Source organism: Allohoeflea poritis, from assembly GCF_027889715.1.
GTDB classification, from domain to species: Bacteria; Pseudomonadota; Alphaproteobacteria; order Rhizobiales; family Rhizobiaceae; genus Hoeflea_A; species Hoeflea_A poritis.
Genome location: NZ_JAPJZH010000002.1, coordinates 444,270 through 463,235 on the forward strand (window position 1 = coordinate 444,270; position 18,966 = coordinate 463,235).

General features: G+C 60.5%; 13 protein-coding genes. 1 reads left to right on the forward strand and 12 read right to left on the reverse strand.

What is annotated here, in order from left to right; all coding sequences use genetic code 11:
- Positions 1–50: 50 nt before the first annotated feature.
- From OOZ53_RS05055 to OOZ53_RS05090, 8 genes are all read right to left on the reverse strand, one after another.
- On the reverse strand, positions 51–2,561 hold the full coding sequence (locus OOZ53_RS05055) for a GcvT family protein (protein ID WP_271088237.1): 2,511 nt from the start codon (positions 2,559–2,561) through the stop codon (positions 51–53).
- Positions 2,562–2,871: 310 nt separating this feature from the next.
- Entirely contained in the window at positions 2,872–4,287 is a 1,416-nt protein-coding gene (locus OOZ53_RS05060; protein WP_271088238.1) for an aspartate aminotransferase family protein, read from the reverse strand.
- A 9-nt stretch (positions 4,288–4,296) separates the two neighbouring features.
- The gene (locus OOZ53_RS05065) at positions 4,297–5,316 is read right to left on the reverse strand and encodes an NAD-dependent epimerase/dehydratase family protein (RefSeq protein WP_271088239.1); all 1,020 of its coding nucleotides are present in this window, start codon (positions 5,314–5,316) and stop codon (positions 4,297–4,299) included.
- Positions 5,313–5,750: an EamA family transporter gene (locus OOZ53_RS05070; protein WP_271088240.1), complete on the reverse strand. Its 438-nt coding sequence runs from the start codon at positions 5,748–5,750 to the stop codon at positions 5,313–5,315. Before OOZ53_RS05070 ends, OOZ53_RS05065 begins: the two co-directional genes overlap by 4 nt.
- A 97-nt stretch (positions 5,751–5,847) precedes the next feature.
- On the reverse strand, positions 5,848–7,191 hold the full coding sequence (locus OOZ53_RS05075; protein WP_271088241.1) for an FAD-binding oxidoreductase: 1,344 nt from the start codon (positions 7,189–7,191) through the stop codon (positions 5,848–5,850).
- On the reverse strand, positions 7,188–8,639 hold the full coding sequence (locus OOZ53_RS05080) for a UbiA family prenyltransferase (protein ID WP_333780584.1): 1,452 nt from the start codon (positions 8,637–8,639) through the stop codon (positions 7,188–7,190). The genes OOZ53_RS05075 and OOZ53_RS05080 overlap by 4 nt, the downstream gene beginning before the upstream one ends.
- Before the next feature lie 138 nt (positions 8,640–8,777).
- A complete protein-coding gene (locus OOZ53_RS05085) occupies positions 8,778–11,258 on the reverse strand; it encodes a mechanosensitive ion channel domain-containing protein (RefSeq protein ID WP_271088243.1) in 2,481 nt (826 codons plus the stop codon).
- A 144-nt stretch (positions 11,259–11,402) separates the two neighbouring features.
- On the reverse strand, positions 11,403–11,960 hold the full coding sequence (locus tag OOZ53_RS05090) for a DUF924 family protein (RefSeq protein WP_271088244.1): 558 nt from the start codon (positions 11,958–11,960) through the stop codon (positions 11,403–11,405).
- 598 nt (positions 11,961–12,558) lie between these two features.
- On the opposite strand from OOZ53_RS05090, the gene OOZ53_RS05095 reads away from it, so the two are divergent.
- Positions 12,559–13,431 carry a lysophospholipid acyltransferase family protein gene (locus OOZ53_RS05095; protein ID WP_271088245.1) on the forward strand — a complete coding sequence of 291 codons (873 nt, stop codon included), beginning with the start codon at positions 12,559–12,561 and terminating at the stop codon, positions 13,429–13,431.
- A 3-nt stretch (positions 13,432–13,434) separates the two neighbouring features.
- Here the strand turns inward: OOZ53_RS05095 and OOZ53_RS05100 are convergent, their stop codons facing one another.
- Genes OOZ53_RS05100 through OOZ53_RS05115 form a run of 4 tightly spaced genes read right to left on the reverse strand, consistent with a single transcriptional unit; the run spans position 13,435 to position 18,829 of the window.
- A complete protein-coding gene (locus OOZ53_RS05100; protein WP_271088246.1) occupies positions 13,435–15,435 on the reverse strand; it encodes an acetyl/propionyl/methylcrotonyl-CoA carboxylase subunit alpha in 2,001 nt (666 codons plus the stop codon).
- A gap of 8 nt (positions 15,436–15,443) precedes the next feature.
- Complete coding sequence (locus OOZ53_RS05105) at positions 15,444–17,051, reverse strand: carboxyl transferase domain-containing protein (RefSeq protein WP_271088247.1); 1,608 nt, start codon at positions 17,049–17,051, stop codon at positions 15,444–15,446.
- A gap of 12 nt (positions 17,052–17,063) precedes the next feature.
- Positions 17,064–18,212 carry an isovaleryl-CoA dehydrogenase gene (locus tag OOZ53_RS05110; RefSeq protein ID WP_271088292.1) on the reverse strand — a complete coding sequence of 383 codons (1,149 nt, stop codon included), beginning with the start codon at positions 18,210–18,212 and terminating at the stop codon, positions 17,064–17,066.
- A 17-nt stretch (positions 18,213–18,229) separates the two neighbouring features.
- Positions 18,230–18,829 carry a TetR/AcrR family transcriptional regulator gene (locus tag OOZ53_RS05115; protein WP_271088248.1) on the reverse strand — a complete coding sequence of 200 codons (600 nt, stop codon included), beginning with the start codon at positions 18,827–18,829 and terminating at the stop codon, positions 18,230–18,232.
- Positions 18,830–18,966 lie beyond the last annotated feature (137 nt).

An 18,966-nucleotide genomic window follows, 5' to 3' on the forward strand; every position in this document is an offset into this window, starting at 1 on the left:
TGGCGCGTGACGCTATCCATTCAGTTTCTCTGCCCGGAAAACCAATTAATCTAGGCCCTCAGCGCCTCGTTGTCGGCATCGAACGGGCTTTCCTCGATCACCGTCGCGCGGTGCATTTTGCCGAGGATCTTGATCTCAAGTTCCGTGCCCGTCTCGCTGAGGTCCGGCCGCACCATGGCGAGCGCCAGAGACTTGCCAAGCCGCCAGCCATAGCTTCCGTGCGTTGCCCGGCCGATGAGATCGCCGTTCCGGTAGATTGCCTCGCTGCCGCGCGCATCGGCATCGGTCACGTCATGCACCTCGAGGGTGACGAAATTCCATTTCAGCCCCTCTTCGCGGGCGCGCACAACGGCATCGCGGCCGATGAAATCGCCCTTGTTCGGTTTGACGAACCGGTCGAGGCCCGATTCATAGGCGTTGTATTCGATCGACAGTTCGCGGGGAATCAGGCGATAGGATTTCTCCACCGCCATGGCGGTCATGGCGCGAATGCCGAACGGCTTGATGCCGAATTCTTCACCGGCTTCCATCAGCAGATCGAAGATCGTGTTCTGTTGCTCCATCGGATGGTGCAGTTCCCAGCCGAGCTCGCCGACAAAGTTCACCCGCAGCGCGTGGGCGCTTGCCGGGCCGACATTGATCTGCTTGCCGGAAAGCCAGGAAAAATCGGCATTGTCGAGGCTGGCGCGGGTGAGCTTCTGCAAGACCTCCCGCGACCGCGGGCCGGCCAGGACGAGCACGCCGAGCCGTTCGGTGATCGCGTTGAGGCGAACCGAGCCGTCGGTCGGCGCGAGTTTGCGCAAATAGTCATGGTCGTGCGCCTCGAAAGCCCCCGCTGAAACCAGATAAAACCGGTCGGGCGCCCATTCGTAGACGGTGAATTCGGACCGGACGCCGCCATTCTTGGTCAAAAGATGCGCAAGGGCGATACGGCCACGTTTCTTCGGAATTGAATTGGCCAGGATCGAATCCAGCCATGCCCGGGCGCCCGGCCCGCTTACTTCCATCTTGGCAAAGGCCGACATGTCGAGCAGGCCGACATTCTCATGCACGTTTTTGACCTCGTTGCCGACATGCTCGAAATAATTCGAGCGGCGGAACGACCAGATTTCCGCGACCTTGTTGTCCGCGTCCGGAACCGGGTGATTGTGATTGGTGAGCACATCCGGCTTGTCGATGCTGTCCACATCGATGCCGTAACCCTGCGGCGCGAACCAGTTGGGCCGCTCCCAGCCATAAACGGAGCCGAAGACGGCGCCGAGGTCCTTCATGCGGTCGTAGCACGGCGTGCGCTTCAGGGGCCGTGCCGCGACACGCTCTTCATCCGGATAGTGAACGGTGAAGACATTGGCATAGGCTTCCTCGTTCTTCTCGCGCAGATAACCCTCGGTCGCGTAGGGTCCGAACCGGCGCGGATCGACGCCCATCATGTCGATGGTCGGTTCGCCCTCGACGATCCACTCCGCGAGCTGCCATCCGGCACCGCCGGCGGCCGTCACACCGAAGGAGTGGCCCTCATTGAGCCAGAAATTCTTTCGTCCCGGCGCCGGGCCGATAATCGGCGAACCGTCGGGCGTGTAGGCGATGGCGCCATTGTAGACCTTCTTGATCCCGGCCTCGCCGAAATAGGGAACGCGCGTAATCGCCGTTTCTATGTGTGGCATCAGCCGCTCCAGGTCCTCCTGGAAAAGCTCGTATTCGGAATCGTCGGAAGGTCCGTCCACATAGCAGCACGGCGCACCTTTCTCGTAAGGTCCGAGCAGCAGGCCGCCGGCCTCCTCGCGCATGTACCAGGAGGAATCGGATTCGCGCAGCACGCACAGCTCGGCGCCGCCATCGGCCCGGAACTTCTGGATCTCCGGATGCGCCTCGGTAACGATATACTGGTGCTCGACCGGGATGACCGGAATATCGAGGCCGACCATGGCCCCGGTCTTGCGAGCGAAATTGCCGCTGCAGGAAATGACGTGCTCGCAGGTCACATCGCCCTTGTCGGTTTTCACAAGCCACTGGCCGTCTTCAAGCTGCTCGATACCCTCGACCGTCGTATTGCGGTAGATGGTGGCGCCGCGATCGCGCGCGCCCTTGGCAAGCGCCTGGGTCAGGTCCGCCGGCTGAATGTAGCCGTCTTCGGGATGGCAGATCGCGCCGATCAGCCCGTCCGTATTCACATAGGGCCATTTTTCCTTGATCTCTTCCGGTGTCATCCGGTTGACATCGATACCGATCGTCTCGGCGACGCCCATATAGTATTCGTATTCGTCGAGACGGTCTTGCGTGCGCGCCAGCCGCACATTGGTCACCTTGCGGAAGCCGGTATCCATGCCGGTTTCCTCGGCAAGCTCCTGATAAAAGCGGACGGAGTATTTGTGGATCTGCCCAACCGAATAACTCATGTTGAACAGCGGCAGGAGGCCGGCGGCATGCCAGGTGGAACCGGATGTCAGCTCCTTGCGCTCGATAAGGATGACATCGTCCCAGCCTTTCTTCGCCAGGTGATAGAGGGTCGAGACGCCGACGACGCCCCCGCCAATCACAACCGCACGTGCGCTGTTCTTCATTGTCCTGCCCTTTCCGCGACCCGTTGTCCGGGATCCGTTTCCTCATGGATTGCAAATGCGATTTCCGGTCCGGTCCGGCACGCGGCGGATCGGCATTTGCGCTCGCACTTATAGTTCAATGACGCTGAATTGGCCCGCAAATACGCGAGCACCGTCAAACCGTGCGGCAAATATGGACGTCACACGGAACAACGTATCGCCTGTTTGCGACATGCGAAAAACGCCGGACGACAGGCACCACGGAAGGCGCCTGCAGTTCCGAGCGAATGGTTTGATTGTGTGGAAGCGGCGGGACCGCCTGCCCCGCGACCTATTTGACCTGGCTTGCCACGAAATCCCTGACAATGCCGACAATGCCGCGGCCCAGCAGATTGTCCAGCGCATCGACGAAAGCGTCGACATGCTCGCCCTGGCAGATCAGCGGCGGCTCCAGCCGGATGACATTGCGGTTGTATTCGGTGAATGCCACCAGCGTGTCGTAATCGCGCAGGAGCAGCGCGCCGATGAAGCCGGACAGCGACCCCTTCAGCTTGTCGTCCAGAACCGATACGACCGGACGCAACACCATTGGCAGCGTCTGGCTGAAATCCTGGAACTCCAGCCCGATCATGAGGCCCTGGCCACGCACGTCCTTGATGATTTTCGGATATTCCTGCTGCAGTTCGGAAAGGCGCCGCAGAAGATAATCGCCCTGTGCGGCCGCGTTTTCGATCAGGCCCTCATCGTAGAGAAGATTAAGGCCTTCAATGGAGGTAATGCACGCCTCGCCGATGCCGCCGAAAGTCGCCGGCCCATGGATCAGTGCCGTGTTCGGCTTGCCATAGGCTTTCATATAGACATCGCGCCGCGCGATCATCGCGGCCATGGCGCACTTGCCGGCGCCGAGCGACTTGGCAAGCGCGGTGACATCCGGGACAACGCCGGCATGTTCGAACGCGTAGAACCGTCCGGAACGGCCCATGCCGCACTGCACTTCGTCGGCGACCCACAGCACGTCGTGCTTGTCACAAAGCGCACGCAGTTCCTGCCAGAATGTGTCGGGCGCCGAAATGATGCCGCCGCCGCCCTGGATCGTTTCCAGGACGATGACGCCGATCTGCGGATCGGCCTCGAAGGCGTTGCGGATCGCATCGATATCGCCGAACGGCACGCGAACCGTCTCATCCACCAGTTTGAACTGACCCCGGTATAACGGCGAATCCGTCAGCGACAGCACGCCCTTCGTCTTGCCGTGAAAGGCGTTTTCCGCATAGACGATGCGGCTGCGCTCAGGACCGGCCGCACGCTCGGCCACCTTGACGGCCGCTTCCATGGCTTCCGAACCCGAGGAACCCAGGAACACCATGTCGAGATCGCCCGGGGAAATCTCGGCCAGGTTCCGCGCCAGCGCTGCCGCATATTGCGACAGGAACGCCATGGCGATTTCGTGGCGCTTTTCCTCTTGGAACTTGATGCGCGCTCCGAGCACCTTCGGATGGTTGTGACCAAAGGCGAGCGAACCGAAACCACCGAAGAAATCGAGGATCTTGCGGCCTTTCTGGTCGATGTAATACATACCCTCGGCGCGCTCGATCTTGACCTTGTTGAAGCCGAGCAGCTTCATGAAATGGAGCTGGCCCGGATTCAGGTGGTCCTTGAAATATTCGGTCATTGTCGGCAGGTCGAGCGCCTTGGCATCCTCGACCGTCAGAAGATGCGGCTTGGTGATCCTGGGTACGATATTCATGATCCTGCCTCAGATTGTGGCGTTGGGTTTCGGCGTCGCGTGCGATCCGCTTTCGCCGGCTTTCAGACCTTCGCGATATTCGTCATAGGCCGCGATCAGCATGTCCTCGTCGCGGTAGTCGGCGCTCCAGCCAAGCTGCTGCTTGGCCTTGGTGCAGTCGAGAATGCACATTTCGTCGGCGATCAGATACTGCTCCGGATCCATGATCGGCAGATTGACGAGGTCGAAGAGGTCCAGTGTCCGCTTGACCGCCCAGCCGGGCGTCGGCAGCAGGAAGGAACGCGAACCGGCATGCCGGAGCAGGTCGCCCAGCAGCTTGCGCACCGGCGGCGGATTGTCCGAGCCGAGATTGTAGGCCTCGTTCGGAACACCCGCCTTCCAGGCAAGGCGCGCCGCCTCCGCGCAGTCGAAAACGGAAATGAACTGATAGGGATTGCGCCCCGCCCCGATCATCGGCACCGGCAGGTTGTAGTCGACCAGCTTGAACAGTTTGGACAGGATGCCCAGCCGGCCGGGCCCGATGATCAATCGCGGACGGAACAGCGAGATGCGCATGCCCCTCTCGCGCCAGCGTTCCGCAAGATGCTCGGTCGCCAGCTTGGAAAGGCCGTATTCCCCGAGTGGATTGGCGGGATGCTCTTCCGTCTGCGGATAGGTGAAGGTATGGCCGTAGATCATGTCTGTCGTGTAGTGGACAAGACGATGCGCATCGCTCCCGGCCATCTTGTCGATAATGTTCTCGGTGCCGTAGTAATTCACCGGCCAGAAGAAATCGTGGCGCTTTGCGCGGATCTGCAGCGGCGACAGCATCTTGGCCGATAGATTGTAAACCATGTCGTCGGCAGCGATATCGACCTTGGAGAATTGCGCCCTGTCGGTCACGTCAAGCTGGATGAAACGGCAATTGGCGTAGTGCGGCACGTCGCCCTTTGCAATGTCGCAGACGACCACGTCCTCGCCGTCCTTGACCAGGCGCGCGGCCAGTACCCGCCCGACGAATCCGTCGCCGCCGAAAAGAACATGTTTCATGTGTCAAACTCGCTGATGGTGTGGGGTTTGTTGCCGGTATGGGAGGCAATCTCGCGCGGATCCGTGCGCCCGGACTGCGCGATCAGCACCGTCCCGACGCAAATGAACGCGATGCCGGCGATGCGCCAGGCGTTGAGATCTTCCTTGAAGACGAGATAGGCGAAGACCGCCACCGCCACATAGGCAAGGCTCAAAAACGGATAGGCGAAGGAAAGCTCCACCTTTGACAGGACGTACAGATGCGAGGCCATCGAAATCACAAAGGTCACCAGGCCGGCAAAGACCCAGGGATGAAAGACGATCTGCAACACCTTCAGAACGGCGTTTTCGCCCGCGAATTCAAGCGGACCGAGGCTCAGCATGCCCTGCTTGAGCATCAGCTGTGCCGCCGCGTTGGTCAGCACCGTAAAAAGGATAAACGGTATGTAATTCATACTGGCTCCCCACTTCTCGTCCTTGGTAGCCGATATTCCCGTATATTCCGTGAATTCAAAGGGTTAAGGGGCGATTGCGGTATTGCTTAAAATTGAATCAAACCGCAGCCCCGACGAGCCTTTCATCGACCAATCGCTGCGGCAGGGCCAAGGCGGTACGCCTCCAGAAATCCGACATCATGGCCGGATCGCGATAGGCCTCGAGCGCGCGCCAGTTCGGAAACGACGCCTCGAATGTGGCGGGGCTCATGCGTGCGTCCTTGTAAGGGTTCACCGCTCCGCCGGCGGAAATGACGATGTCATCGAGCGCATCCAGCAGCTTGACCGTATCGGCGCCCTGGTTGGCGAAATCCAGGGTCAGCGTGAATCCGCGCCGCGGAAAGGAAAACAGACCCGGCGACAACTGCCCGCCGAAGCGCTTGAGCACGGTCAGAAAGGATGCGTGGCCATGCAACTGCGCGCATTCCATCAGCCGCACCGTCGTATCGTGGCCGTTCATCTCCGGATAGACGCTTTGATGCTGCATCAGCCCGCGCGGGCCATAAAACCGGTTCCAGTGCCCGATGGAATCGAGCGGATAGAAATAGCTCTGCCAGGACACCGTACGCCAGTGCTCGCCGGCCTTTTCCTTGCGAAAGAACAGCTCGTTGAAGACTTTCAACGTCGTGCGGTTCACCAGATTGACCGGCGGCACCAACGGCACCGACAACAGCGGCTTCGAGGCCGGTGCCGATGCGCGCATTTTTTCCGACGGATGGTCGGCCCCAAGCAGCAGCCCTCGCCCCAGCCGGCGCCCCTTCGCCAGCTGGTCGATCCAGGCAACCGCATATTCATGCATGTCGTCGAACTCGGCACAGCGCGTGAAATAATCATCGATCCCGCCGAAACGCAGGGTGCGCTGGCGCACATCGGCGGATCCCACCCGCATCAGCCTTATCTTTGCCCGGGTGATCAGCCCGGTCAGTCCCATGCCACCGATCGTCGCGGCGAAAAGGTCGCTGTTCTCGCTCTGCGAGCAGGTCAGAAGCCCCCGATCGCTGCGCAGGAGATGGAGGCTTTCGACATGGGCGCCGAACGTGCCGCGTACATGGTGGTTCTTGCCATGCACGTCATTGGCAATCGCGCCGCCCACCGTGACATAGCGTGTGCCGGGCGTGACGGGCAGGAAAAAGCCGCGCGGTATGGCATGGGCGAGGACATCGCTGAGCAGCGTCCCGGCCTCGCAGGTCATGAGACCGCTGACATCATCGAAGGACAATATGCGGTTGGAGTCGCGCATGTCTATGAGACGGCCGCCAGTGTTGTGGCAACTGTCTCCGTAGGATCGGCCATTGCCGTAGGCAAGGAAACTGCCGTTTGCCAGAATGTCGGGAGTCAGGCGGTCGGGCGTACGCGCCTCGCGCACAACGCTGTCGTTTCGGCCCCAGCTCTCATAGCTCATAGCGGATTGACCGCCGCTGCCAGCACGAGGATCGCACCGACGGCCGTCACCAGCTGGCTGCGCCAGTCGCTGATGATGAAGACGACGGGATCGTCATGCATCTCGCCGCGCCGCGCCAGCATCCAGATCCGCAGGAGCATATAGGCGATCATCGGGCAAAGCGGCCACAGCAGAAGCGGCATGGCGTACATCTGCTGGACTTCCTCGCTGTTCACATAAAGTGCCAGGACCAGTGCCGCGCCGAATGCGGATGAAATGCCTGCCTGGCCGATCATCTCGAAATCGATGGCATAGTAACCGCGGCCGAGCTTCTTCGAGCCTTCCTCGGAGGAGAGTTCGGACAGTTCCACGTAACGCTTGACCAGAGCCAGCGACAGGAAAAAGAAAATCGAGAAGGCCAGCAGCCAGAAGGACAGATCCGAGGCGATCGCCGCGCCGCCGGCAATGATACGCAGTGTAAAGAGCCCGGCCAGCGTAAAGACATCCACCAGCAGCTTGCGCTTCAGAATATAGGAGTAGGCCGTCGTTGCCGCGATGTAGACGAACAGGACCCCGAGAAAGATCGGCGGCAACGGCAATGCCAGGACCAGCGAGGCGACCAGCAGCACGCAAGCGAGCCTGATGCCGCTCGGGATCGACAACCGCCCGCTGGCGAGCGGGCGCTCCTTCTTGCGATGATGCAGCCGGTCGTTTTCCAGATCCGAAAGATCGTTCAGGATGTAGACGAAGGATGCGGCGAACGAGAACGAGAAGAACGCCAGTACGACATTGGCCAGCAAATCGAGATTCAACAGCTCATGGTGCAGCACAAGCGGCACGGCAATCAGTGAATTCTTCAGCCACTGGTGCACGCGCATGGCCTTCAGCAGCAATCGTGCATTGACCGCCTGTTCGACCAGCACCTCGGCGCCGTGACTGGCGGCCCAGCGACCGGCCGCGCGATCGGGCGCGACAACGAATGCCCGTCGAGCGGCCTCGAATACGGCGATGTCGTCGCGGCTGTCGCCGATATAGTCGAACCCGGCCTCGCCGAATCTCTCGACAAGCGCCCGCTCCTTTCGGCTGGCGGTCAGGTTTGTATCATCCGTCGTATGGAAAACCTCGTCGAACAGCCCAAGCTGGCGCGCAACACCCTGGGCGACCGTTTCGGGCGCTCCGGTCGCCAGGACGATGCGCCTGCCGTTCCGCTTCTCGCGCTTCAGAAGATCGACGATTTCCTGTCGATAGGGCCAGGTGGCCGGATCCCGGTTCGTGCGCGCCGCCACCTCGATTTTCAAAGCCGCCTTGCCGCGCAGCACCCATGCGATGATTGCAAATATCTGCAGGGGATTGCGCATAAGCAAACCGATCAGACTCTCCCAGAGCGAGTCGGTTTTCAGCAGCGTTCCATCGAGGTCGACGCACAGCGGAACGTCCTGCTGGTCGCTGTGTGCCCTGTTGTCTTCCACCCGGATATCCATGGGCGCGACGCTAGAACATCAAACTTCAGGACAGGTGAACGATCCCGGCAAAACCGGCACCAAACGCATTCATTTTGGAGAAAAGGTTAATAAAGCCATAAGCGGTTGACGCAAAATATCCAACCGCTATTCGTCCGGATCGATCCGCGACGCCGGCGGTTTTGCGGGCCCCGGCGACGCGCCCGGCTCCAATGTTGCACTTGTCGCGCCCGCCTGCGAACCGCCATCGGCTTGCGGCACCTTGATGTGCACATCGGTCTGCGGGAAGGGTATTTCGATCCCCTCTTCCCTGAACCGTTCGAAGATCTTGGTGCGCAGATCGGTCGCCACGGACAGACCGGACAGGACATCGCTGAGATAAACGCGCAACTCGAAATCGAGCGACGAGGCGCCGAACCCGGTAAACACGACGAACGGCGCCGGATTGCGCAGGACGATATCGTTGGTCGGCGCGATCTCCTCCAGGATTTCGATGACCCGGCGCGGATCGGAATCGTAGGACACGCCGACCGCGATCTGAACGCGGCCGAGATGGTTTCGGTGAGTCCAGTTGCCCACTGGCGTATTGATGAACTCGGAATTGGGCACGATGACCGACTGCCGGTCGAAGGTTTCGATTTCCGTGGCGCGGACCGAGATGTGGCGCACGAAACCCTGTGTCGAACCTGTCACGACCCAGTCCCCGACCTTGAAGGGCCGCTCGGCCAAAAGGATCAGCCCCGAGACGAAATTGTTGACGATGTTCTGCAGACCGAATCCGATGCCCAGCGACAGCGCGCCCGCGACCAGCGCCAGGTTTGAAAGATTGAGCCCGGCGACAGACGCGCCGATGACGCCGGCAATGATGATGCCGGCATAGCCGACCGCCGTGCGGATGGAATTGCGCAGGCCGTCTTCCATGCGGCTGCGGCGCATCACATTGTCGTCAAGCCAGCGCTGGAACCAGCGCGTAATGAAATAGCCGACGGCAAAGACCACGAGGCCGATCAGGATGCCCGACAGTGAAATCGTCACACTGCCGATCGTCACCTGGCTGAAACTGTCGGCGACCCAGCCCTGAATATCCCGGATCTGGAAACCCCAGACCAGGAAGATGATCGGCACACCCACCACGATCACGAAGACATAGATCAGTATGCCGCACAAAAGGCCGATCTGTTCGACGGCCACCTGTCCCAGCCCGTAACGCCCTGACAGGATTTTGCCCAAAGCCGAGGCGGAAAAGTCCGCCGGCTCCGATACCGCCTTTGCCGACAGAAAACCCAGATACATCGTAACGATCAGGGCACCGAGCACGACAACCTGTGTTGCCACGAAGCGCGCCAGGCCGACATAGCCGAACAGCGGCATGACGATCAGCGCAATGCCGAGGATCGTCAGCGGTATCGAAATCGAGCGCGGCCATGCGCTGCTGCGATCTTCGCTTTCGCGCATCGGCCGGATCCGCGAAAGAATAACCAGCAGCACCCCGATGATGATCGCGGCAAGGATACTGCGCGCGATGGTCAGGATGACGGGCGATTCGAGAACTTCGGCAATACTGCCCGCCAGATAATCAGCGGCATTGACGAAGGTCGCCGCCATGATCAGCCACCACAGAACGCGCGAACCGCGGTCCGACACCGGCACCATGCGCCAGTCCGGATATCGCGGCGACAAGACGGCTCCGGCCAGTCGGCCGACAAAAAACAGAACGACGAGAAACTGGAAGAACGGCGCGAGCATTTGTGAAATGTCGCCGCGCAAGACATTGAAATTGTTCAGGAAGAACCAAGTCAATGTACAGAATATCGCCAGGCCCAGCGTCGGCAGGAATGTCAGCCAGAAAGCGGATGTGTATTTGCTGAATTCGGACGGATCGCTTTCGCTGCGGTCATGCTCGGTATACCGCGAAAACAGGCGATATTCGCCGTAGACAAAAAGCGCGCCGAACAGAAAGGATAAAAACAGCGCGGACAGGAAGGCACCGCGTTCATGTCTCCAGGTGAACGTCAGCCAGCTGGAGACACGCGAACGGAACTCCTCGACCTCCTCGGCCAGCGCCTCATTCAGCACATCGAAGTTTTCGGTCGAAAGATCAGCGCGGCCAAGCAGGGACTGACGAAACAATATCCGCCGGTAGCTCGCAACGGAATCGGCAAGCTTGCGTGCATCCTGTTGGACAGCCTGCACCAATCCAATCTCCGCATTGATGCTGGCCCGGTCCTTCGCCAACTGGCTGCGTTCGTCGACCAGAGACTGCGGTTCCTCCGGTTCATCCTCGCCGGGCGGCTCCCCGATTTCCGTTTCTCTGGCCTTGATGGTCTCCAGACGCGGTTGCAGATCCTCGTAGATGGTCTGCATCGAGGCGGCGATATCCTCCAGCCGCTGCTGCAGATCGACCAGCTGCGCATCGTCATAGCGTGCCGCTTCATCATTCTTCTTGAGGTCCTGGAGTTCCTCACCGGCCTTGTCGATCGCCTTGCGCGCCGACTTCACATTATCCGACGTGGAAGCCTCGAGACCGGTTGCGGTATCAACCTGCGCCGGGGCAAGGCCGCCAGCGGACAGCAGCGCCCCAAGGCAAAGGACGCCCATCAGAACCACACGCAACAGGAATGATGTCACCTGAATTCCCCGCACCGATTCGACCTCTGGTATACGACGAATTCAGGCGCGATAACAGACCGTACCATGGCGCCAATCCACAACCGACCGCCCGGCGGAAATTGCATGAACGCGTCGGAAAATCCGCTGCCGGCGCAAGATTACTTAAAACCCGGAACCGGGCTGCGCCAGATAGGCTGTTTCCTCCGCCGTGTTCTCCCGACCCAGAATCGCGTTGCGGTGCGGGAACCGCCCGAAACGAATAATGACGTCGCGATGGGCATGCGCATAGCGCGTGAATTCCTCGTCATCGAGCCTGGAAATCAATTCGACAGCCCGATCCTGATCTGCGAGCACTTCCGAATGCTCGAACGGCATATAGAAAAAAATGCGCCGTTTCGCATCCACAAGCTGGTCCAGTTCCGCATCGATCGCCGATCTGGCTTCCTTGAGCGCAAGGCAATCCGTGGCGAAAGCCAAGGGCGTGCCCCGGTAGATATTACGCGGGAACTGGTCGAAAACGATGATCAGCGCCAGAACCGCTTCGGCCGACGACCACCATTCCTGCGGAATGCTGCCGGCGAGGGCCAGGTGCGTGGCGCCGAAACGCTTCGCGATATCGCGGTCAAGCGCATCATTCTTTTTGTACCAGTCTTCCGGCGTCAGTTCCTCGAACCAGAAGGAAATCACCGCGTCGGGCCCCGCAATCTGCACCTTGCTCATTCCGTCTCCCGGTTGTTGCTAGAGTCGCCACGGCTGCGCCAGAACCGCGCCTTCCCGACAATGATGGCTGGTATCGGAACCCTGCCCTGTTCGCACCGGTTTGTCACTCACCAAATTGCGTCTTTAGAATGGCGCGACCAGCGAGGAAACGGTCGCTTGAGCGAATCGGTTGCCGTACAGCCTATTATTTTCGCCTTATGCGCGAAATTATCCGGATTCGAAGCCGTTATTTTCGGATTTTTCGCCGTCCACCACGAATCACCAGATCCGGCATGACGGCCTCAAGCGCCAGATATCAATCTTATTTTTTCGTTTAAATCTTTGATTTTAAACAAAAAAGAAGGCTGCCTGTTAAGCAGCCCGAGTCTAGGGAGGAAATAAAATTCTGTATACAAACGATATATTACAAAGCTTACGCAAAACTTACGATATTGCAACCAGTGACAACTTTTACATGTGAGAAACGTGAAATTTGTCGCCCTTTTTGCGCGTTTGTGGCGTTAGGGGCACGGTTTCGCAAATTTGCGGCCCGGCCACTTGCAATGTTCGCTGCATCCTGCATTTGTGCCGAGGAGGCAAAGGGAAATCGTTTGCGGGCATGGCTTTGAATTCGTCTACTTACGTAACCTATTCGGCGCCAGAACAGCCCTGGCTTCAGCGAACGACAATCCGCGCTATTGAAACCTTGACCGGAAGGCTGAAACTGCAAAGGCTCTACCGGCAATATCGCGATGAAAAAGACCGGCCAGACCATGCCGGCGAAAGCTTCTTCGACGCCGCACTCCGGCTTCTGGACATCAATGTCCGCTATGAACGGGAAGCGCTGACGCGCATACCGGTCGACCGTCCCGTCCTTTTCATCGCCAACCATCCCTACGGGGTCGTCGACGGCATCATCCTTTGCTGGCTGGCCCTGAAGGTGCGCCCGGACGTCAAGGTCATGGCCAACAGCGTGCTGTGCCGCGCACCCGAAGCCAAGCCGCACGTCCTGCCGATCGAGTTTTCCGGCACGGCCGAGGGCAATGCCGTTACGATCGATTCAAGGCGGCGGGCGCTGGAAATTCTGCTGGCGGGTGGCTCGATTGCGATTTTTCCAGCCGGAGGCGTCGCCACCGCAACGTCCCTCTTGAGGGGGCCGGCCTATGATCTTCCCTGGATTTCATACACGGCGCGCCTGGTGAGTGCGGCACGGCCGGTCATCATTCCGATCCATTTTTCGGGCCAGAACAGCCGGCTCTTCCAGATCGCCAGCCACCTCAGCCCGACGCTGCGGCTGTCGCTCTATTGCCGCGAAACCGTGCGAAGGATCGGCAGGCCGGTGGATGTGACCATTGGCGATCCCATAAGCCATGAGAAGGTTGCCGATCTGAAGCCGCGCGAGAATCTCGTCGCCGAATTGCGGTCGCGCACATTTGCGCTGTCCGGCAGACCCGAAATCAACTGGATGCAAAGCGTCACACTACCGAAATAGCCGTCAATCGCCTTGCGGCTCGAGCGCCAGCAAAAGCGCGCCATCGGAGACCTGTTCGCCTTCGGCAACGGTAATTTCGGCCACGATACCGTCTCTCGGGGCCGACAGGGTCAGCTCCATCTTCATGGCTTCCATGACGATAAGAGGCGCATTTGTTTCGACGCGGTCCCCGGCCGCCACCTTGACCATTTTGACCACGCCCGGCATCGGCGCGACCAGCCTGTCTCCGCCCTCGGCGGTTTCGACGTCGCCGACCAGCGCGTCGGGCAACCGGAAGCCGTAAGCCGTTCCGTTGCTGATGAGGGTCAGCCTGTCCGCATCGCGAATACAGCGCACCGTCGAGACCACCTCGCCCGAAGCAACACGAAGCGAGCCGTCCCTGTTGGAGATCAGTTCAATCGTCTGCGTCTCGAAACCGCTGTCGCCGTGATAGGCGGAAATCCGCCACGTATCGCCGGCAAGCCGCGCGACCGCCAGTTCGTGTTCATCCTCGCCGCTAATGAGGTGAACGACCCGCTTCGGAGACGTCCAGTGCGACCATAGGCCGAGGGCGTCGAAGGGATCGGGCGCGCCGGCATCAGAACCCGGTCCAAGACATGCAAGGGCAGCCACGGCGATGACGCCATCCGGAACCGGATCGACCGTGTTGAGATCATCGAGTTCGCGCTCGATCAGACCGGTATCGACATTGCCGGCCGCAAAGTCCGCCTGCCGGCAAAGCGCCGCCAGGAAGGCCGTGTTTGTCGTGGTGCCAACGGCCTCGGTCCGCATGAGCGCAGTTTCCATTCGATTGAGCGCCGTGTCGCGATCCGGGCCATGCACGATCAGCTTGGCGATCATCGGATCGTAGAACGGTGTAATCGTATCGCCCGCGCGCACGCCCGAATCGACGCGTGCGATGTCTTCGGGAAACAACAAATGGGAAAGCGTGCCCGTCGCCGGCAGAAACCCTTTTTGCGCGTCCTCGGCATAAATGCGGGCTTCGAACGCCCAGCCATCGATCGTAAGATCGTCCTGCTGAAGCGGCAGGGGCTCGCCTGCCGCAACACGCAGCTGCCATTCGACAAGGTCGAGCCCCGTGATCATTTCCGTTACCGGATGCTCGACCTGCAGCCGGGTGTTCATCTCCATGAAATAGAACCGGTCGGGCCGCAGACCGTCGGTCCCGTCGACGATGAATTCCACGGTTCCCGCGCCGCTGTATCCGATCGCCTTGGCCGCCTTGACGGCCGCCTCGCCCATGGCCTGTCGCATTTCCTCGGTCATGCCGGGGGCCGGCGCCTCCTCGATCACCTTCTGGTGGCGCCGCTGCAGCGAGCAATCCCGTTCGAACAGATACACCGCATTGCCGAAACCGTCACCGAAGACCTGGATCTCGATATGGCGCGGTGAGGCCACGAACTTCTCGACCAATACACGGTCATCTCCGAAAGAGGCCTTGCCCTCGCGCTTGGCGGCCGAAAGCGCCTCGCCGAAATCCTTCGGATCCTCAACCAGCCGCATGCCCTTGCCGCCGCCGCCGGCGCGGGCCTTGATCAGCACCGGAAATCCGATTTCGTTGGCCTTGCCGGCAAGGACCACGAGTTCCTGGGCCTCGCCATGATAGCCAGGGACGACCGGAACATCCGCCTTTTCCATCAATGCCTTGGCTGCGTCCTTTAAACCCATTGCCCGGATTGCGGAGGCGGACGGACCGATGAATGTCAGGCCGGCTTTCTCGACAGCCTCCACAAAGTCGGGATTCTCTGAAAGGAACCCGTAGCCGGGATGGATGGCTTCGGCGCCGGTCGTCAGTGCCGCCGCGATGATGCGCTTGCCATCGAGATAGCTCTCGGCCGCTGCCGCGCCGCCGATATGCACGGCTTCATCGGCCATCTCGACGTGCAGCGCGCTCTTGTCCGCATCCGAGAACACCGCTACGGTCGAAATGCCCAGGCGACGCGTCGTCCGCATGACCCTGCAGGCGATTTCCCCGCGATTGGCAATCAGTATTTTCCTGAACATGACGCCCCCTACATCCTGAACAGGCCGAACCTGGTGTCGGCGACCGGCGTCTTGAGCGCCACCGCCAGCGACAGGGCCAGAACATCCCGGGTCTTGCGCGGATCGACGATGCCGTCGTCCCACAGCCGCGCCGAAGCGTAAAGCGGATGACCCTGAGCCTCGAACTGTTCGAGGATCGGTCGTTTGAAATCCGCCTCTTCTCCTTCGCTCCAGCCGCCGCCCTTGCGCTCGATCCCCTCGCGCTTGACGGTCGCCAGCACGCCCGCCGCCTGCTCGCCGCCCATCACCGAGACACGGCTGTTCGGCCATGTCCACAGGAAGCGCGGGCTGTAGGCCCTTCCGCACATGCCGTAATTGCCGGCGCCGAAGGAGCCGCCGATAATGAATGTGATCTTCGGTACCGCCGTGGTGGCGACCGCCGTGACCAGCTTGGCGCCATCCTTGGCAATGCCGCCGGCCTCGTATTTCTGCCCGACCATGAAGCCGGTGATGTTCTGCAGGAAGACGAGCGGCACCTTACGCTGCGAACAGAGTTCGACGAAATGCGCGCCTTTGACCGAACTTTCGGAAAACAGCACGCCATTATTGGCGATGATGCCGACCGGCATGCCGTGCACATGGGCAAAACCGCACACCAGCGTGTTGCCGTAGCGCGCCTTGAATTCGTCAAAGCGCGAACCATCAACTATGCGGGCAATCACCTCCCGGATGTCATAGGGGGTCCGAAGATCGGTCGGGATGGCACCGATGATTTCCTCCGGATCGTAAAGCGGCTCTTCGGGCGCCTGCAGGTCGGCATGCAACACGCTGCGGTCATTCAGATTGGCCACGGCACGCCGCGCCAGCGCCAGTGCGTGCGCATCGTCATTGGCGAGATGATCGGCCACGCCGGAAAGGCGTGTATGTACATCGCCACCGCCCAGATCCTCGGCGCTGACCACTTCGCCGGTGGCCGCCTTGACCAGCGGCGGGCCGGCCAGGAAGATCGTGCCCTGATCGCGCACGATAATCGTCTCGTCCGACATCGCCGGCACGTAGGCGCCGCCCGCCGTGCAAGAGCCCATGACGACGGCGATCTGCGACAGGCCCTTTGCGGACATGTTGGCCTGGTTGAAGAAGATGCGCCCGAAATGTTCGCGGTCCGGGAAGACCTCGTCCTGGTTCGGCAGATTGGCACCGCCGCTGTCGACCAGATAGATGCACGGCAGGTTGTTCTGCCGGGCGATTTCCTGGGCGCGCAGATGCTTCTTGACGGTCATCGGATAATAGGTGCCGCCTTTGACCGTCGCATCGTTGCAGACGATCATCACGTCGCGCCCGGAAACCCGCCCGATGCCGGTAATCACCCCGGCGCTGGCAATGTCGCCGCCATACATGTCATGGGCGGCGAACTGCCCGATCTCCAGGAAGGGTGAATTGTTGTCGAGCAGTCGCCGCACCCGTTCGCGCGGCAACAGCTTTCCGCGCGACAGATGCCGCTCGCGCGCATGCTCCGGGCCGCCAAGCTCCACCGAGGCGGCGACATCGCCGATCCGGTCGATGAGGCCGCGCATATGATCGGCATTGTCCTTGAAGGACTGTGACGACGGTGCGATCTGGGATGAAAGGACAGCCATGGAATGTTCGCCTCAAGCAGTTTCGGCGAAGATTTCGCGACCGATCAGCATGCGCCTGATTTCGGATGTACCCGCGCCGATCTCGTAGAGTTTGGCATCGCGCAGCAGACGGCCCGTCGCGTATTCATTGATGTAGCCGTTGCCGCCCAGCGCCTGGATCGATTCCAGCGCCACCTGCGTGGCCTTCTCGGCAGCGTAGAGGATGCAGCCGGCCGCGTCTTTGCGCGTCGTCTCACCCCGGTCGCAGGCCGCCGCGACCGAATAGACGTAAGACCGGCAGGCATTCATCGTTGTATACATGTCCGCCAGCTTGCCCTGCATGAGCTGGAATTCGCCGATGGGCGTGTCGAACTGCTTGCGCTCATGCACATAGGGCACGACGATATCCATGGCCGCGGCCATGATGCCGACAGGCCCGGCCGCCAGCACGACCCGCTCATAGTCGAGACCGGACATCAGGATGCGCACGCCCTGCCCCTCCTCGCCGAGAACATTCTCGTACGGAACTTCGCAATCCTCGAAAACCAGCTCGCATGTGTTGGAGCCGCGCATCCCGAGCTTGTCGAGCTTCTGGGCGGTGGAGAATCCAGCCATATCCTTTTCGATCAGGAAGGCCGTGATGCCCTTCGGTCCGGCATCCATATCCGTCTTGGCATAGACCACGAGCGTGTCGGCATCGGGACCGTTGGTGATCCACATCTTGTTGCCGTTGAGCACAAAGCGGTCGTTGCGCTTCTCGGCGCGCAGCTTCATGGACACGACGTCCGACCCGGACCCCGGCTCGGACATGGCAAGCGCGCCGACATTCTCGCCGCTGCACAGTTTCGGCAGGTACTTCTGCTTCTGCTCAGGTGAACCCCAGCGGTTGATCTGGTTGACGCACAGATTGGAGTGCGCGCCGTAGGAAAGGCCGACCGAGGCGGACGCGCGGGAGATTTCCTCCATGGCGACGGCATGCGCAAGATAACCGAAACCGGTACCGCCGAAGTCCGGATCGGCGGTCATTCCAAGCAGGCCGAGGGCGCCCATCTCCTGCCACAGATGCATCGGGAACTGGTTGGTCTCGTCGATCTCCCCGGCAAGCGGCGCGATCTTGTCCTGGGCAAAACGGTTCACCGTCTCGCGCAGTTGCTCGATCTCGTCGCCCAGCCCGAAATTCATGCCGGTGGTAAACACGGTCAGTTCTCCTTCATACCGACGGCACCCGATATCATGCCGACATAAAGCTCTTCGATCTTTTCCAGGGAAAGGCGCCCGTCGGGCCTGTACCAGCTGGTAACACCGGTCAGCATGGCAATGACGGCCATCGTCGCCACGCGCGGATCGCTGACCGTGAAGACCTTCTCCCTGGCGCCGGCTTCCAGTATCCGCCCGAGGCTCTGTTCATAACGACGGCGCAGCTCTTCGATTTCCGAGAAATTCTCTTCCTCGAGATTGCGCAGTTCCATATAGGAGATGAAGACCTCGTCGCCGCATTTGACGTGATAGCGGATGTGAAACCGGACGAAAGCGACAAGAGCCTCTCGCGGTGGAAGGCTGTCATCGCGTTCCGCATCCCAGGCGTTGAGCAGCCGCTCCATATGCTCGACCATGAGACCGCGCAGCAAATGCTGCTTGGTCGGAAAGTGATTGTAGATGGCGCCGGCCTGAAGACCGATCTCCCTGCCGATCTGGCGCATGGATACGGCGGCATAGCCATAGCGCGCAAACAGCGACAGGGCCGCAAGGCGCACCTTGTCCGCCGTTTCCGCGCCGATCGATCCTACCTTGCGTGCCATCCTTCACCCACAGTTCCGGCGCTGCCGGTCGCCTCTCCCTTTTTGACTCGCATCCGTCTGCGGCCGCTCTCCATTGGTCAAAAAAGAAATGAACGTTTGTTTAATTAACAGGCGCTGCGAACACCGTCAAGCACGGT

What these genes read in the sequence shown, in the direction of transcription:
- OOZ53_RS05095 (WP_271088245.1), top strand. Translation starts at nt 12,559, where the DNA reads ATGGCTTTGAATTCGTCTACTTACGTAACCTATTCGGCGCCAGAACAG.
- OOZ53_RS05075 (WP_271088241.1), bottom strand. Translation starts at nt 7,191, where the DNA reads ATGAGCTATGAGAGCTGGGGCCGAAACGACAGCGTTGTGCGCGAGGCG.
- OOZ53_RS05070 (WP_271088240.1), bottom strand. Translation starts at nt 5,750, where the DNA reads ATGAATTACATACCGTTTATCCTTTTTACGGTGCTGACCAACGCGGCG.
- OOZ53_RS05115 (WP_271088248.1), bottom strand. Translation starts at nt 18,829, where the DNA reads ATGGCACGCAAGGTAGGATCGATCGGCGCGGAAACGGCGGACAAGGTG.
- OOZ53_RS05060 (WP_271088238.1), bottom strand. Translation starts at nt 4,287, where the DNA reads ATGAATATCGTACCCAGGATCACCAAGCCGCATCTTCTGACGGTCGAG.
- OOZ53_RS05090 (WP_271088244.1), bottom strand. Translation starts at nt 11,960, where the DNA reads ATGAGCAAGGTGCAGATTGCGGGGCCCGACGCGGTGATTTCCTTCTGG.
- OOZ53_RS05105 (WP_271088247.1), bottom strand. Translation starts at nt 17,051, where the DNA reads ATGGCTGTCCTTTCATCCCAGATCGCACCGTCGTCACAGTCCTTCAAG.
- OOZ53_RS05110 (WP_271088292.1), bottom strand. Translation starts at nt 18,212, where the DNA reads ATGAATTTCGGGCTGGGCGACGAGATCGAGCAACTGCGCGAGACGGTG.
- OOZ53_RS05100 (WP_271088246.1), bottom strand. Translation starts at nt 15,435, where the DNA reads ATGTTCAGGAAAATACTGATTGCCAATCGCGGGGAAATCGCCTGCAGG.
- OOZ53_RS05055 (WP_271088237.1), bottom strand. Translation starts at nt 2,561, where the DNA reads ATGAAGAACAGCGCACGTGCGGTTGTGATTGGCGGGGGCGTCGTCGGC.
- OOZ53_RS05065 (WP_271088239.1), bottom strand. Translation starts at nt 5,316, where the DNA reads ATGAAACATGTTCTTTTCGGCGGCGACGGATTCGTCGGGCGGGTACTG.